Source organism: Asticcacaulis sp. YBE204, from assembly GCF_000495855.1.
In the GTDB taxonomy this organism is placed as follows: Bacteria; Pseudomonadota; Alphaproteobacteria; order Caulobacterales; family Caulobacteraceae; genus Asticcacaulis.
The window spans coordinates 287,876-303,868 of the sequence record NZ_AWGF01000005.1 but is presented as its reverse complement, the minus strand read 5'-3'; the positions used below and the strand labels follow the sequence as shown (position 1 = coordinate 303,868).

General features: G+C 55.2%; 15 protein-coding genes and 1 pseudogene. 7 read left to right on the top strand and 9 right to left on the bottom strand.

Features of this window, described 5'->3' with window-relative positions:
* Positions 1-339: 339 nt before the first annotated feature.
* The 3 genes and pseudogenes from AEYBE204_RS30825 to AEYBE204_RS40020 form a co-directional block, all read right to left on the bottom strand.
* Complete coding sequence (locus tag AEYBE204_RS30825; RefSeq protein ID WP_023462395.1) at positions 340-2,187, bottom strand: histidine kinase famiy protein; 1,848 nt, start codon at positions 2,185-2,187, stop codon at positions 340-342.
* 116 nt (positions 2,188-2,303) lie between these two features.
* Positions 2,304-2,519: a hypothetical protein gene (locus tag AEYBE204_RS40345; protein WP_155908368.1), complete on the bottom strand. Its 216-nt coding sequence runs from the start codon at positions 2,517-2,519 to the stop codon at positions 2,304-2,306.
* A 106-nt stretch (positions 2,520-2,625) separates the two neighbouring features.
* Positions 2,626-2,781: pseudogene (locus tag AEYBE204_RS40020) on the bottom strand (SDR family oxidoreductase); the annotation flags it as partial.
* Positions 2,782-3,006: 225 nt separating this feature from the next.
* On the opposite strand from AEYBE204_RS40020, the gene AEYBE204_RS41100 reads away from it, so the two are divergent.
* On the top strand, positions 3,007-3,279 hold the full coding sequence (locus AEYBE204_RS41100; protein WP_081724659.1) for an EAL domain-containing protein: 273 nt from the start codon (positions 3,007-3,009) through the stop codon (positions 3,277-3,279).
* On the opposite strand, the gene AEYBE204_RS40010 is transcribed toward AEYBE204_RS41100, so the two are convergent.
* A protein-coding gene (locus AEYBE204_RS40010; protein ID WP_155908366.1) for an IS5 family transposase occupies positions 3,269-4,029 on the bottom strand; the annotation gives its coding sequence in 2 pieces (ribosomal slippage) (positions 3,269-3,696 and positions 3,696-4,029; 762 coding nt in all). The two genes, AEYBE204_RS41100 and AEYBE204_RS40010, sit on opposite strands and share 11 nt — an antisense overlap.
* A 142-nt stretch (positions 4,030-4,171) precedes the next feature.
* Positions 4,172-4,444: a hypothetical protein gene (locus AEYBE204_RS30810; RefSeq protein WP_023462391.1), complete on the bottom strand. Its 273-nt coding sequence runs from the start codon at positions 4,442-4,444 to the stop codon at positions 4,172-4,174.
* A 251-nt stretch (positions 4,445-4,695) separates the two neighbouring features.
* Here AEYBE204_RS30810 and AEYBE204_RS30805 point away from each other — a divergent pair, with 251 nt between their 5' ends.
* The 4 genes from AEYBE204_RS30805 to AEYBE204_RS30790 all read left to right on the top strand — a co-directional run bounded on the left by AEYBE204_RS30805 (position 4,696) and on the right by AEYBE204_RS30790 (position 8,002).
* The gene (locus tag AEYBE204_RS30805) at positions 4,696-5,592 is read left to right on the top strand and encodes a sensor histidine kinase KdpD (RefSeq protein ID WP_023462390.1); all 897 of its coding nucleotides are present in this window, start codon (positions 4,696-4,698) and stop codon (positions 5,590-5,592) included.
* Positions 5,585-7,066 (top strand): ATPase domain-containing protein, encoded by a 1,482-nt coding sequence (locus tag AEYBE204_RS30800; RefSeq protein WP_031230599.1) that lies wholly within the window; start codon positions 5,585-5,587, stop codon positions 7,064-7,066. Before AEYBE204_RS30805 ends, AEYBE204_RS30800 begins: the two co-directional genes overlap by 8 nt.
* 3 nt (positions 7,067-7,069) lie before the next feature.
* Positions 7,070-7,432, top strand: coding sequence for a response regulator (locus AEYBE204_RS30795; protein WP_023462388.1), 363 nt, complete (start codon positions 7,070-7,072; stop codon positions 7,430-7,432).
* 69 nt (positions 7,433-7,501) lie between these two features.
* Positions 7,502-8,002, top strand: coding sequence for an NUDIX hydrolase (locus tag AEYBE204_RS30790; protein WP_081724658.1), 501 nt, complete (start codon positions 7,502-7,504; stop codon positions 8,000-8,002).
* Between the two features lie 167 nt (positions 8,003-8,169).
* On the opposite strand, the gene AEYBE204_RS30785 is transcribed toward AEYBE204_RS30790, so the two are convergent.
* From AEYBE204_RS30785 to AEYBE204_RS30775, 3 genes are all read right to left on the bottom strand, one after another.
* Entirely contained in the window at positions 8,170-9,513 is a 1,344-nt protein-coding gene (locus tag AEYBE204_RS30785; protein ID WP_031230595.1) for a serine hydrolase, read from the bottom strand.
* Between the two features lie 864 nt (positions 9,514-10,377).
* Positions 10,378-11,586 (bottom strand): DUF2252 family protein, encoded by a 1,209-nt coding sequence (locus tag AEYBE204_RS30780; RefSeq protein ID WP_023462384.1) that lies wholly within the window; start codon positions 11,584-11,586, stop codon positions 10,378-10,380.
* 35 nt (positions 11,587-11,621) lie between these two features.
* Positions 11,622-12,158 carry an MgtC/SapB family protein gene (locus tag AEYBE204_RS30775; protein ID WP_023462383.1) on the bottom strand — a complete coding sequence of 179 codons (537 nt, stop codon included), beginning with the start codon at positions 12,156-12,158 and terminating at the stop codon, positions 11,622-11,624.
* Between the two features lie 867 nt (positions 12,159-13,025).
* Here AEYBE204_RS30775 and AEYBE204_RS30770 point away from each other — a divergent pair.
* On the top strand, positions 13,026-13,448 hold the full coding sequence (locus AEYBE204_RS30770; RefSeq protein ID WP_023462382.1) for a response regulator: 423 nt from the start codon (positions 13,026-13,028) through the stop codon (positions 13,446-13,448).
* 403 nt (positions 13,449-13,851) lie between these two features.
* On the opposite strand, the gene AEYBE204_RS30765 is transcribed toward AEYBE204_RS30770, so the two are convergent.
* Positions 13,852-14,874 carry a hypothetical protein gene (locus AEYBE204_RS30765; protein WP_023462381.1) on the bottom strand — a complete coding sequence of 341 codons (1,023 nt, stop codon included), beginning with the start codon at positions 14,872-14,874 and terminating at the stop codon, positions 13,852-13,854.
* Positions 14,875-15,136: 262 nt separating this feature from the next.
* Here AEYBE204_RS30765 and AEYBE204_RS30760 point away from each other — a divergent pair, with 262 nt between their 5' ends.
* Positions 15,137-15,991 (top strand): Ku protein, encoded by an 855-nt coding sequence (locus tag AEYBE204_RS30760; RefSeq protein ID WP_031230589.1) that lies wholly within the window; start codon positions 15,137-15,139, stop codon positions 15,989-15,991.
* Positions 15,992-15,993 lie beyond the last annotated feature (2 nt).

Sequence of the window (15,993 nt, the reverse complement as noted above, 5' to 3'; positions counted from 1 at the left end):
GCCCTCGCATAGTGATCAAAGTTTTGTCTTAGACGGTGCTCGATGTCAAACTGGTGACTGTGAACTGAATGAATTGCAAACCAAGAAATGTATCGTTTCTGGCATTTATCGTTTCAGCTTGGTCACCGAGGTTTTTCACGAAAAATGACATGATGCTACCGGTCAATGAGGGAGGCTTTGGCAAGGTGGGACATCGGGGGTTTAGGAGGGTTGAATGGCTTCGTCGGGGCGACGGTGAACTATAGTCGGGATCTATGCCCTCCTGAGTCAGCTGCTAGAAACCAGAACGGGTTGGTGAAAAACGGCTTATCAAATCGGCAAGTTAGCGGTGAAGAAAGCTTATGCTCTATGATCCATTTTCCGGTTCAAGACACTCCGCACCTTGGCCGCGAGTTCATCAGGCATGTAGGGCTTATAAATCGTCTCGAACTCCGTTGAGTTAGTATGTCCGTGAACGTCTTCGGCAAATCCCGTAGTGATCAGAATGGCCATGTTAGGCCTTGATTTGCGCACGCTCTTGGCCAAAGCCACACCGCTCATCTGACCCGGCATTACAATATCGGTGAAAACCATGTCCACGTTTGACGCCGTAGTCGCCAGCTTATCCAAACCATCTTGAGCGTTGACCGCCTCGAATATAGTGTAGCCCTCCTGTTCGAGGATAGCGCAAGCCAATTCGCGAACCTCCTTGTTGTCCTCGACGATCAGAATTTGCTCACCCTTACCTTGGGGACCGGCCATTTCCACACGCACCGGCGGGACTTCCTGATAGAGCGCATCGGTTGTTGCCGGGAAGGTCATAATGATGGTCGTGCCCTGGCCAGCCTCCGTATCCACGGCAAAGCCGCCTTCGGACTGATTGACGAAGCCATAGACCTGCGCGAGGCCCAAACCCGTGCCCTTACCGACGCCCTTGGTCGTAAAGAAGGGCTCGGTGATGCGCGCCAGAACTTCCGGCGGCATGCCTGTGCCCGTATCCTTGATCGCGAGGCTGACATAGGTGCCAGGCTTCAGACCGCCGAACCGGTCGTCGCGATGCGCCGTATCCAGACGGAGATTTCGAGTACTAACCGTGACCTTACCGCCTTCTGGCATGGCGTCACGGGCATTGGCCAGCACGTTGATGACCGCCATCTCCAGCTGGATGATATCGATATCCGCGTTGGCCAGATCTCTAGCCAGATCAAGATCGATCTCAATGTGCGAGCCCAGCGTTTTCGACAGGAGGTCCCGCAGTTCAGTGAGAACGCGATTGAGGTTGACGACGCGCGCTTCCAGCGGTTGCTTGCGGGAAAATGCCAGCAATTGCTGGGTGAGCGCCTTGGCTTTTTCGGCCGCCGTGACGACGGCGTCGTTGTAGCGAACGATCTTGTCGGGCTTGTCGATGACGCTGCGCGCTAGCTGCATATTGCCGATGATGACCTGAAGCAGGTTATTGAAGTCGTGGGCGATGCCACCCGTCAGCTGTCCGATTGCCTCCATCTTCTGAGCACGACGCAACGCGCTTTCGGCTTCGCGCCGGCGGGTGATGTCGAGTTGTGAGCCGAAAAAATAGAGCAGCTTGCCGTCGCGGTCGAAAATGGGACTAACGAACAGGGCGTTCCAGAACATGGTGCCATCCTTGCGGTAGTTCTGGATTTCGACCGCAATGTCCGTCCGCTCCTTGATGGCCCGGCGTACATTGGCCACCGTGTCCGGATCGGTGCCGGGCCCTTGCAGGAAGCGGCAATTCTTGTGAAGGACCTCCGACATCTCATAGCCGGTCGTGTTCAGGAACGCCTGATTGGCGAAGATCACCGGATTGTCGGCCTGGTTCGGGTCGGTCACGATCATCGGCATCCGCGTCATCTCGATAGCCGCAAAAAACAGGTCATGACCGTTGGCGGCAGCCGATACGGTTGCGTGCCCGCTTGCGAGCTTATGACTGGGATCGAACCCCCCGGGCGGCACCGCATCGACCCGCTTCATGAAGGCATGGCGCACCGCGTCCTGAATATGCTGAAGTGAGGTAAGCGCGTTGTTTACCAACAACGAGGTCTTTTGGTCATCGCCATGGCGGCGTGCGACAAGTTGAAGACTCCCCATTGCCGCCCCGAACATATTGTTCAGATCGTGCAAGGAGGTGAGTGGATAATCCGCCTCCGCCTTGTGGTGCGGCAAATCTACGCTACGGTCGTCACTGGTCATCGCTTCTCTGCTCTAACGACGCGCCTCCCATGATCGCGCGTCTGTAATTTAAGAAATGGTACGAACATCGAAATACTTCGGACTTCTCATCCCGCGCGCCGCTTGTCTTTAGCTGGTCAGCGGATGGCAGGATCAGCGATAGAAGGATCGAGCGGCGGCAACAACTGAAGCATATAGAGGGATGGTGATTCCGCCGACGGCCGGACATCGCCCTCTTTTGGTTCATGAGGCGGCAGTTCAATTGGCTGGTCTTCTGGGAACCCCGGCGGAATGTCGGGAGTTTCGCCGAACGCATCGGTAAAGCTCGACGTGCCATTGATCGATATAGTCATAATCTACTCCAGTCCTTCGTTAGCTGGATTGTAAAAAATGCTATATAAAAAAACGGCAGGAACTTAGATGAACCGTTCATCAAGGCATCGAGATGAAGGGGCCTTTTTAGCCGAGTATGTTGTAGCCGCTATCTACAAAGATGGTCTGCCCTGTGATGAACCGCGCCTTGTCCGACGGCAGAAAAGGCGCCACCTTACCGACCTGCTCGATGGCTACAAGTTGGTGCAAGAGTGTCGACGACGACGCCTTTCCATCAGGTTGTCGAAATCGCTCAAACGCGACGTACGCATGGTAACCGGTCCCGTCGACAGCGCACTAACGCGAATAGCCGGCGACCTTGGTTCAGCGGCCAGATAGCGCACACAAAACCTTCGACTGAGGGATCGGTTACCTGCCTCTGCAAGTCATCCTTTGACAAGAGGCAATCGGGTCCAACCCCGCCAGCCACAAAGTCCTCAAATCACCGGCCGCCATTGGCCGTGACTCATGGACCTGTCGTGCTTCGTGGAGGGCGTGGAGACCGCCGACCAACTCGCCGTCTTGCGTAAATTAGGCTGTAATCTGATACACGGCTATTATTTCGCACAGCCTTTGGATGCGAAGGATGTAACGGATGCCTGCTTGCAGCCGCACATTGCCAGCCCATGTAATAAGTCGCTAAATATAAAAAAGCAAGTTGACTTCACGCGAGCGAAATATTGGGATAGATATCAATGGGTTGCAATGCGATTACCTCTAGGCTCAGGACTCATTGATTGATCCAGAAGGCTACGGTAGCGGCGATGAGTATGGCCGAGAAGAAGGTGTGGGCGCATCTGTCATAGCGGGTGTGGATGCGGCGCCAGTCTTTGAGTTTTGCGAACATGTTTTCGACCTTATGGCGCTTTTTGTAGAGCGCTTTGTCGTAGTCGATCTGGATTTTCCGGTTTTGCCTTGACGGGATGCAGGGCGTAATGCCCTTGTCGATCAAGGCTTTTCGCAACCAGTCAGCGTCATAGCCACGGTCAGCCAGCAGGTGTTTGGCCTTGGGCAAAGAGTCGAGCAGTAAGGCTGCGCCTTTGTAGTCGCTCATCTGACCTTCGGACAGAAGCAGCACCAAAGGCCGCCCCTGACCGTCTGTCACAGCGTGGAGCTTTGAGTTGAGGCCGCCTTTCGTGCGACCGATGCAGCGGGAAAGAGCCCCTTTTTAAGGAGGCTTGCCGCCGTCCTATGCGCCTTGAGGTGAGTAGCATCAATCATCAGTTGGTCAGGCTCCCCGGCCTGTCCGGCCAGAGCCGCGAAAATGCGGTTGAACACACCCAGTCGGCTCCAGCGGATAAACCGGTTGTAGAGCGTCTTGTATGGCCCATAGCCTGACGGCGCATCTTTCCACTGAAGCCCATGTTTTATAACGTAAATAATCCCGCTCACAACCCGAAGGTCATCCACGCGCGGCACACCGTGCGACAGCGGAAAATACGGGCGGATGCGTTGAAACTGGCGCTCAGACAGCAAAAACAAATCACTCATGCCAAGTCCTCCTGCCACCCGTGAATCACAACAATCCTCATTTGGGAACCCTGTTAATCAATAGGTCCTGAGCCTAGTCGCTCAAGGCGCTTAAAGACCTTGTTAAGGCTAATGGCGATAGTCTGGCCCATCACAAGCGAGTTCAAAAATGCCTCATATTGATGATCCCGAAGTCCTTATGCAATCGGTCCTTTTCCGTCTTGAGACCAATACTATCGATCTGAATGACGCCCATATCGCTTTGGCCGCCCTTTTGCATGACGCCCTGATAAGCAGCCTTAACCAGCGAACCGGCCGTTTGCTGGGGTTGGTGCACTGAGTCAGTACGAGCCGCTATGGAGAAAGCCTGTTTCGGCTGCGACATTATACGAATGAAGATAAACACAAGGCGCTTCTTTAGGACATGCCGCGCCATGATGCAGCCCTGAGTTGTCACCGAAATAAGTTTTGCCCTATCAGCGAAGACTATCGTTTTCTTACGAGGTAGACGCTACCGATAGCCTTGCGGTTGCACAGGCGGGCATCCGCCTGTTTCATTCATATTTCTTGGCATAATTATGGGCCGTCCGTTGCATAAACCCTCGCGCCCTCATTCAGATTACTCACGCCCGGCGTCGATGATTTTGATAACCGATAGTGTGGCTTATTGGTCTGCCGGTGCCACTTATGAGCCCTGACACTAGCGCCAAAATAGCCGATACCACCCTTTTGTATCCACCATCTGCCGATCAAGAGGGTAGCCTTCACGGAGCGTGGAGGCACGACCGCGGCGACGGTGAGGGTGACGGTAATGGCGTTCGCGATGTTCACCGAGAACTTGCGAAACTTAGAGCCGAAAACGCGAAACTGACCGAAGCGATTGCCGCCAGAGACAGCTTTCTGGCAGTCGCCGCCCATGAGCTGATGAACGGCGTAAGTCCGGTGGTCGGACGCGTCGATCTGCTCCGCCGACGGTTGGCCAGTTTGCCCCCCGAGAAAGTGGTTCAGGAGCTTGACCGTATCGCGGGTGTGACGGCGATGTTCGTCAAACGAACCCGAACATTACTGGATATATCGCGCCTGACCACGTGCGCCTTGACTGTGGATGCAGTCCCCCTAGAGGGCCGCGAGATCATCGGGGCGGTTGTTGAAAGCTTTCGGCCGATCGCCGAACTGGCGGGATGTGATTTGACACTGACCTGTGCGGGTAACACCCGGTTGTTGGGCGATCCCATGTCGCTGGAGCAAGTACTGGATAATGTCCTTTCAAACGCTATAAAATATGGAGCCGGGAAGCCGATTACTGTGAACCTGTCGTGCACACCCGAGCAGAGATTTGTGCATTTCGAGATACGTGATCACGGTCCGGGCATTTCGCTGGAGGATCAGGAACGGATATTCCGACGTTTCGAGCGTGCCGTATCGAGCGGAGGTGCCGCCAGCGGTTTTGGCGTCGGACTTTGGGTTGTAAAACAACTGACAGAGGCCATGCAGGGCCTAGTGACTATTTCCTCCTTGCCAAATCAGGGTACGACGTTTTGCATTAGCTTACCGTACGACCCAGGGGAGAAGGAACATGACTGATCGTGAGGAAACGACCACCTCGTCATTGCCGAGAATAGAAAGCGGAATCGCTGGCCTTGATGTCGTACTGGGCGGCGGCTTCATGCAAGGTGGCATGTACATTATCGAAGGTCTGCCTGGTGCCGGGAAGACCATCCTTACGAGTCAGATTTGTTTCCACCAGGTCGCCATCGGCACCAAGGCCCTCTTCGTCACGCTCCTTGCTGAAAATCACAGCCGGATGATGAGCAACCTCGCCGAACTATCGTTTTTCGATCCGTCACGCATACCCGATTATCTCGCCTATCTCAGCGCTTTCAATGAAGTGAAGGAAGGCGGCCTGAAAGCGTTGCTCGACCTGCTGCGGCGTGAGGTTATGCGCCGGCGCACAGGCCTTTTGGTGATAGACGGTCTAGTCTCGGCCCAGACCAGTGCCGCCACCGATCAGCAGTTCAAGGAGTTCATCCACGACTTGCAGGAAATCGCTATCGCGACAAATTGCACCATGTTTCTGACGACCACGGCGCGTGAGCGCGTGTCGCCGGAGCAGACAATGGTCGATGGCCTGATTCAGCTCACCAGCCGCAGCTACGGCTGGCAGACGGCCAGCGATCTGCAAGTCACGAAGTTACGCGGCAGCGGCTTTTTGCGAGGTCGCCATTCGTACAAGATTACCGAGGCCGGCCTCACGCTTTATCCGCGCATCGAGTCGCTCTATTCCCGACCGACCCAAAACGAACGTCCTGAATTTGGATCGGTGACGAGCGGCATAGACCAGCTGGACGTCATGCTGGGCAAAGGATTGCCCAGGGCCTCGACGACCATGCTGGCGGGCCCTTCGGGGATAGGGAAGACAACCATCGGGCTTCAGTTTCTGGCCGCCTCCGCGCCCGATGAACCGGGTCTGATGTTCAGTTTTTACGAAACACCGACCCGCGTTCGCGCGAAGATCGACAGCATGGTTCTGTCGCTGGGTGATAAATTGGATAGCGGCCAGGTCAATATTCAATGGCAAACGTCCACCAGCGACCTGTTGGATGTCCATGGCGATCGCCTGCTTGAAATCGTAAAACGTCGCGGCGTCAAACGGCTGTTTATCGACGGCCTGACGGCGTTCCACAGTGCGGCTATCGATCCTTCACGCACAGGGAATTTCTTTTCGGCCCTGACCAATGAGCTGCGCAATCTAGGCGTAACGACGCTGTACTCCCTCGAAATGTCCGACGTCTTCGGCGCCAGGATGCACTTGCCGATCGAAGACAGCTCCAGCCTGGCCGAAAACATTATTCTGCTGAACTATGTCGCGCAGCGCTCGCGTCTGCATCGCCTGATTTCGATCATTAAGGTCCGGGACAGCAACTTCGATCCGACGCAGCGGACTTTCGTGATTGGTGACTTCGGCGTTGAGATTAGCGAAAGCAACAATGAGGCCGAAGCGCTCCTCGCTGACCTGGCAGGTCAAAGCCGCGGATATGTGCCGCCGCGGGGCGGGTAATCCATGGCTCTTGTGCTCATAGTCGATGACGAAATAGGCATTCTCCGGCTGCTGGAGGATGTGCTGACCGATGAGGGGCATACGGTTGTGGTCGCAGTAAACGGGCGGCAGGCACTGGAGCATATTTCCAACGGCCGACCGGACATTGTTCTGACCGATCTCATGATGCCCGTCATGGACGGGGCGGCGTTAATCGAAGCCATCGGCCAACAACCAGAGATGGCCGGTGTTCCAATCGTTTTGATGAGTTCACTAAGTGAGAGCATGGCGCGGGACAAGGTCCAGTCCTACACGACCTTTGTCCGCAAGCCTTTCAGCATATTCGCTTACATCGACCTCGTGGCCACTCTTCTGAGAACGCCTTGATTCTCAACAATTGGCGATGTCAGGAAAAGGCATCTACTGCGGACGCTCACCTGACGCGGGCCTGAATGATTGATCGGCAGAATAATATCCCGTACACTGATTATCAGGAGACCTTGCCTGGAGGATATTATCGTCAACCTGTCGCCCACGCCGAACCAGTTTGCTGCTCTACCCTATCGGCGCCGCTCCGACGGCGCGTTGGAAATCCTTCTCATTACCTCGCGCGGCAGCGGCCGGTGGATCATACCCAAGGGCAAACCCATTCCCGATCTCGCACCTCATGAAGCGGCGGGCCGCGAAGCCTATGAAGAGGCCGGGCTTCTGGGCCGCGTAGCCCCGACATCGCTCGGCCGGTTTGCCTATATCAAGGATCAGGCGCAGTCCCGTGAGCGCTTTATCCCGGCGGTCGAGGTTTTTCCGATGGAGGTCACCGGCCAGCTCACACTGTGGCCGGAGATGGGCCAAAGACGCGTCCTGTGGTTCGATCCTGAAGATGCAATCGCCCATATCGAACTTGAGCCTCTACGCGAGATTGTGCGGCGGTTTGTGATCCATATAAGTGAACACTGACAAAAGGACCTCTGCCTGACGACAACGACCTCATTCATTTGATGTTCGAAGGCAACGATTCGGAACGGTTCCGTCTTAGGTAAGGGACGTGCGAAATTCCTGCGCACCTGCATCCATACCGGTGCCGGTTAAGTAAACAGCCTAACGGCTCAAGCTCTGCGTACAGGTCACTCCCTGACAGCCTTTTGATCGCGACCGTTCTGATGAAGAATAAGGTATTCGATTTTACCGTTCGCACCCTTGAAAAACTCGAACTTGGCATCGACCACCTTCAGGAAGAAGAGAGTGTCGCTCTCGGCGAAAAGGGGAAACTTAGCTTGCCCGGTCGCCTGGGCCATCAACTGACCTTTTTCAACCGTTATGGTGAACTTGAAGGTGGGTGAAAGGGCATAGGTGCCGATATAGGTTTCGAGGACCTTTGGCGACAGCTCAATCTCTTTGCGTTCACTGGCCAGTTGCACGGATTTTCCGTGTGCCAGATCTCCGAGCTGTTGGTCGATGGCATCGACGGCCCGACCGTTCAGGTTGCCCAGAACAACGATCGTGACCTTGTCAGCGGGGTAATAGCTCAGGTGGGTGTTGAATCCATCGATCCCGCCACCGTGACTTATTTCCTTGCCGTTTACGCCGTTGACGACACTCACGCCAAGCCCATAGTCGTTTTTCACGGGCGTCGTCATAAGCGTCAGGCTTTCGGATTTAAGAACCTTGCCGCCAAAAAGAGCCTGTGCCCATTTAAGCAGGTCATGCGTCGTCGAGTACAGCGCCCCGGCCCCCTGAGGCACAGTCATATCGATGAAGTCGGCATTCCGCGGTCCGCCTTCCCCCGGCATGTAACCCGAGGCGCGTTTTGGTAGAAGTACCGAGGCGTTGTCATAGCCGGTGTCGCTCATGCCCAACGGCTTGAAGATATTTTCGGTCAGAAATTGCGTGTAGCTCTGTCCGCTGGCTTTTTCAATAACCGCCGTCAGAAGGACATAGCCCGAATTGGAGTAGTTCCAGGCCTCGCCGGGCTGGAATTCCAGTGGCTTGTCGCGGAAGCGCTTGATCAGTTCGCCCGATGTCGTCTGAAGCCTTTGGGTAGACCTATAGTCCGGCATGGCAGTGAAATTGATGATGCCTGAGGTGTGCGATAGCAGGTGCGCAACCGTGATCTTGTCCCAGGCTGCCGGCGCATCGGGCACATAGAGCTTGATCGGATCGCTCAGTTTCAGCTTACCCTGTTCCTGCAATAGAAGAATGGATACGGCGGTGAATTGCTTCGTGACGGACCCGAGCCGAAACTTGGTGTCGGTCGTTTCCGGCACCCTCCATTCCAGGTTTGCGTAGCCGTAGGCTTTTTCGAAGATAACCTTGCCGTCTCGCGCCACCAGAACCGACCCCATGAAGTCACGCGCGTCAGCGCGTGACTGGATAATCTGATCCATCCGGGCGGTATCATCCGCAGCGAAGACAGATGAACTCCACGCAAAGAGTGCGCCGGTCAGAAGAATGGTTTTGGTAACGCGCATGGTCTGTCTCCGAATTGCCGGAAGACTATGAGACGGCCAGCTCGCTATAGCCAATTACAAATTCGACAGATGACCAGACAGTGCGTCGGACCAAGTCCTGATACAATCAAACATGACAGCGCCGTCTTAATTCACCCCTTGAATTTGCCGCACCGCAGCAAGAATTTATAGTTCATCGGTTGCCCTTCTTGGGCGTTTCCTCCCCGCAAACTGTTAAGCCGCGCCGCAATGCGCGGCTTTTTTTGCCATCAGACAGATCGGGCCTTGGTGTGACGGGGTTCAGTCGAGATCCCCGATCAGTGGCCATCGTGAAGCTCCCAGATAAGGGCTTTCAGTTCGGCGATGTCTTCCAGCGTCAGTTTCTGACGTTCGGAAAAATGGGTCACCAAAGGCGCCAGGCGCCCCCCGAATATCGGGCTACTTTTTGTCGGCGCTCTATTCGTACTTAATTGGGTATCGCATTTCTATTGGCTGATAATCGGCGGCGCGGCTTTGTTCTATGTAGCAATCAAGTTTATCACCCACGCATTCGATAATTTTCGCGAAATCACATTTGGCCATATCGTGATGGCTGTCCTACCATCCGACCTATCTATTCCCACTCAGAGCAGCTTGACCCAAAACTGAAAGGCTTTTCACATGAGTGAGAAATTCAAATTCATATTTCCCGGCGATCCCCGTCTTCAGACCGTCATCAAAGCAGAACGCGCACGACACCGAGCGGACTTGAAAGCGAGATTATCAGCGTTAGATGCTAAAAATAAGTGACGATAGAAATTGAATGCGAGAGCGGTATGGTGCGACCATATCGCTCTTTTTATGCTTCTGATCTCGTTGACAATACTTTGCTAACAATTCTAAAACTCATCGGTCCGTGCTTAAGCCCGCCTGTTGTCGGGAATATTGCCGACAATGGCCAAGATAAGCCCCCTCGTGCAGCATCAGAAGGTCGACAACACTAACCCAGAGCCAGGTGGGACCGTCGAAGTCTCTGGGGCGACGCGATTGCAAAGTGCGCAGCCATTTGGCTTTGGTTGGGCTGTCCATCTGGCGGGCGTGCGCCTTGCCGACGACGCCCGCCAGAAAATGCGCTACGGCGCAGGCCTCTTCGGCGGTGAGATGCTCGATCTGGAACTTGAGGTCCTGCGGCATTAATTCCCGGACAAAGACTGACCGGTCCAACAGGGGTGCAGCCACGATCCGATCGCCCAGAGACGGCGACAGGTGCCAGGCCCCGGTAGCAACCCGCTCGCCATTATCGACCGGCATATCGGCTCCGCGGTAGTGCGGCGCCAGCGGCGCGATCGCCTCCTTGACGTCCATCAGGCACAGCTCGTCGCCATCGATGGCAACCAGCACCGCCAGACGCAAATTGCCGAGGCTCGAACACCCTTTTACCCAGTAGGCTGCGTCCACCACCTCAAGGCGCGCATCTGCGTCTCTGTCACGTAGGGAGGTCACCATCCGCCGCAGCTTTTCGGTCTGAAACAGGGCCTCCACTGCCTTGCGCTCGAGCTTGGTCAACGGCCAGTATTTTTTGCCCAGAGGTATCGACAGACGTCCGCCCATGCGTTCCTTGGCCAGTTCGGACCATTTGCGGTTCATCGCGACCATGACAGCGGTGCGAATCGTTTCCGGCATCTCCCTGTCCGCGTCGTCGCCAAAGGCCTGCTCATAGCCGTCGATCATGTCTTCCAGCATCCGGCTGGTCAGCACGCCCGGCAGGTCCGATCCGCGCGCCGCGCTGGCGAGGGACAGGCCGAGCCTGATCAAGTCATGTGCCGGATTGCCGATGACGGTCTGATCCAGATCGCGGATTTCCACGACGACATTGCCCTTGGCATTGGCGATCGGGCCCAGATTACCGATATGGCAGTCGCCGCAAATCCAAACGGGCGGGCCATCGGGAATGGCGTCCTCGTGCGATGACAGCCACGCATAGAACTGAGCGGTATTGCCGCGGACATAGGCATGGGCCGAACGCGCCATCTTGAGATCGCGGAGGTCTTTGAGGGTCTCGGCCCGGTCTTTCGACTTCGGTACGGCACTGGTCGTTTTTGAAATCGATTTCAAATCAGGTCCCGGCAAATAACAGGTTATGGGGCATATTATTCGATATCTCTGCGGACGCTTTTTCGCTTGGCTCTATGCCGCAGGGCCCAGCGTTCGACGGCTTTTTCGAGCGGATGAACCACCACCAGAAGCAATAGGGTCAAAACGGCACCGATCAGAAACACCGGCCATGACGCTAGGCCGGCGGTGATACCCAAGGCCGCAGTGGCCCAGATCGCCGCCGCTGTAGTCATGCCATGAATTTCGAGGGTGGTGCGCTTCTGAATCAGCACCCCACCGCCGAGAAAGCCGATCCCGGCCATAACGCCTTGAATGACACCCTGAATCGTGCGGCTCAAAGCGTCGGGTTGGTTCTGGAGCGCGATCAAGTGCGTGGAGGTGACGGCGATCATCGCCGCCCCCAGCGCGACCAGCCCCAAGGTACGCATACCGGCGGGCCGTCCGCGGGCGTCGCGATTGGTTCCGATAATCATGCCGATGACGGTCGCCGCCACCAGTCTCAAAGCAATATCCAGCGTATCCAGCATGACGATCTTGAGCAGCCCAAAAGGCCATTGGAAACCGCCGCTCATAAAAAGGCGATCCGTTTAACAGGGCGACATCTTCACCGGAGCACTTCCAAAAGCTGAGACGCCTCGAACCCTCCACGCAGCGCGACAGCCAGATAATCTATAAGGTAATGACTAATAGGTTCCATGATCCATCCCCTATTGCTCCGCTGCACGGCCGATATCTGCCGTGCATTGCCAGGACATGGTCGGAGTGATTAGCCAGACGCAGGCCTGGAGATCAGGTCGAGCGTGCTCTGTATTTTGCGGTGATGGCAACACTGACCAGAACTGTGGTCGACAGCAGGATACTGCTAACGAGCGCCGCCACTGCCATCAGTCCGGCCGGTGTCATTCGAAGAGATGATCCGAACCGCATACGGCCACAGCGGAAACTGAACTTCGCGACGTGAAAATCGGAGCCGACGGGGACACATCAGACATTGCACCTACCTTGCACAATGGCCTTGATAGCAGCCACTAAAATAAAAGCTATCCATCGCGCGAATGCCTAGCACTAAGACGGAGGCGTCGTAAGTTCTATATGGTATCCGCAGCCATGATAAACGCAAGCTAAGGCATAATCTCGAGTACGAGAGCATGGTCTACAAATATATGCCTTCCCTACCGGCATTGGCTCCTTATCCCATCGGCCGTTTCGATGAGACTTAGGCGCTCGGGCTGGGCTGGCGAATGAGACTGCGCATATATACATTCCTAAGTTGGGAGGCTTGATATGACGCTGACCTTTTCAAGCATAAAGACTCAATGCAGTCAGTCTTGATGAAGACGAGCGCTAAACTAAGCGCTCCGCGTCATTGTAACCTTACAAAATGCGCCTTATGTCAGATACTTAATCAGGTCACGTGAGCGTGCCGGAGAGCCTATTTAATGACAATGGTCGAAGAAACGACCGCCCCAATTGCGGGTGCGGTCCTGGTGGTAGACGACGAGCCTGGCTTGCGGTTTCCGATTTCGGAGGTTCTGCGTGATGCCGGGGTTGTTGTCCTTGAAGCCGGCAACGCCGATGAAGCTTTGGAACTATTGCAAAGCGACCGCTCCATACGCGTGGTGTTTTCCGATGTCCGTATGCCGGGCACGATGGATGGCGTCGGCCTGGCCACCGCTATTGAATCTGCGCAACTGAATATTACGGTTATCCTGGCATCCGGCAATCCGCCGGTGTTAACCGATCCTTTCAGGCCGATCATTACTAAACCGTATAGTCTCGATTTAGTGTCGGCACAGATCCTGCGCGCGCTCAATTCACCGGACGACGGAAAGAATTCAGCTCCTTATACCCCAAGCTTTTAAGCCAAAGACATGCTATAGACGCATTGTCTCGTTTTTGAGACGTGTAGGCGTAAGATTGGCATGACACTGTCGGAATTTATCGAGTCCAACCATCCTGCAATCATTGAAGAAATGGGAAAATCCGCCCGTAGCCTTAGTCCCGCCTAGGGGATGACAACGCTCCAGCTTAAAGACCACATCCAGCAGATCCTGCTTTTTATTACCGATGACTCCAGGCCGAAAGGGTCTTTTGCCGGCTATTGGTATATCCAAATTCATCCAGCTTGGTGAGTTCGGTTGGCCTAAAGTTAGTCGTCCTTTGTCAAGTATTGCACGATTAAAAAGCCTAATCGCTGAACTGGCTCCAAGGCGGGATTGCACGCGTCCAGATGCTGCGTGACGACTGGCCGAGGACATTAAGTGTCTAATTAGTAGCACTATACGGCGTTATGGGGAGATCCTCAACGACGCAGTTTTTGAGATATGAGCCGCACGGTTCATCGGATTCGCTGTCATTTCCAGGTTTGGGGGTTATGCGTACAAGCTTAAATCCGCCCGCCTCTATCTTGAACCCGTACAGCGCCCGTCCCAAATCCATCCGCCGCCAGTGTACACCATCGTGTCGCTTCTCCGACAGAAACAGGACATTTGAGCATTCCATTACGGTGCATGAGTCAAAGGCCTGGGTATTGAGATAATCGACGTCATTCGGAAATGTACAGTAACTTGACGCATTGTCGAAGCTCCATTCCCCAATTCCATCGCCATTGAGGTCAGGTGCGCGGTTAACGACGGCAAAAGAGCCGAAGAGATCGGCGCCTGCGCTGACACAAGCGGCCTGTGCGCTCTCAGCTTTCTGCCGTAAAGGCGGCGGCGCATTGACCAGATTTGATCCATATACAGCCTGGGGCAGAGGGCCGCCTCGAACAACCATGCGGGTGGTGAATTCAGGCGACGCCTCAACATAGCCTTCCGGGCTCCATTCAAAGGCAAAGGGGCATGGGTCAGACCCAAAACTTCCGCAGGACGTGCCGTGCAAATCGACCCATAATATCCTGTCCCGCTCACCTGACCTCGGTTTCAGCTTCCACTCACGGACCTGCTGGTCGAAAACCTTGTTATACTCACCGCTGGCACCCTGGCGCCAGATTTGTAATGCGCAGCCTCCGGTTCCACACCAGGCGGCGGTGGGCTCCGCGTCCACATCTATCATCCAGTCCGGCGCTGAGTTCCCGGTGAAATAAACCGGACGGAGGACCTTGAGCTTTAGAAAATGGCGCGTCTGGTCGGGAGCGGCGCGAGGCGCCTCGGCATTGTCCGGGTCGCTATAATCATAATCGAAGTAGAGTTTCATGGCCGCGTCAACGACGACCTTGGGCGGCTCAGGCACATGAGCATAGGCGGACAGAAGAATAAGCGCCGACAGAATTAGGATAGGTTTCAGCATTTCAAAGCTCACAATGAAATATCAGCTTAGACCTCGAGTATGACCTTACCTACTTACAAGCTCTGTGAGGTGTCCATGAATTCGACCCGATCGCGTCTAATCTGAGGCCGCATCAAGCATTGAAACGCCTGGCGCTCTTTTAACCAACTCTCGCGTTAACCCATGGGTTCGAATCCGAATCTGCCATTGCTCCTGACTGAAAACTTACCATGCTTGCGCTAGGCCTGTGAGTCGGTTCCACCTCGAAAAATGCGAGGCTGATATGGCAATACGCCCTTACTGGAGCGGCACCATTCGCGTGTCGCTCGTCTCCCTTTCGGTGGACATGTTCACAGCCATCGACGCGAAGGGCAAGATTGCCTTTCACCAGATCTATAAGCCGACCGGCGAGCGCGTGCGCCAGAAGCTGGTCGCCGGCGATATCGAGGTCGAACGCGCCGATATCGTGAAGGGCTACGAGGTCGACAAGGACGAGTACGTCCTGTTCGATCCCGACGAAATTAAAGAGCTGAAGATCCCGTCTTCGAAAGCCATGGAATTGGTCCGGTTCGTGCCCTACGACGCGGTCGACGCCATCTACTATGACACACCCTATTATCTGGCGCCCTCCAAAAAAGCTGACCTCGCCACCTTCACTGTCATCCGCGACAGCATGCGCGAGATGAAGGTCATGGGCCTGGGCCAGATTGTCATTGCCGGCAGCGAGCGGCTCTGCGCCATCAAGCCGTGCGGGCCGGGTCTGTTGCTGGAAACTCTGCACTACGCGGATGAGATCAAAAAAAGCGGCTACGTCTTCGGCGACATCAAGGATGTGAAGGCGGACACCGATGAGAAGGACCTGGCCAAGCAGCTGATCAAGCGTAAGGTCGGCGACTTCGAACCGAGCGATTTTCACGACCGATATACCGAGGCCCTCAAAGAACTGGTCGAGGCTCGGATCGAAAACCGTGAACCCGTGAAGCCGGAAGAGCGCCCGGCGGCAAAGGTCGTCAACCTAATGGATGCCTTGCGGGCGAGCCTGCAAGACACCGGCGCGGCCAATGACGATGACGGAAAAAAGCCCGCGAAAGCCACATCCAAACCGAAGGCTAAGCCGCCCTCCAGAAAGGCCGGTTAGAG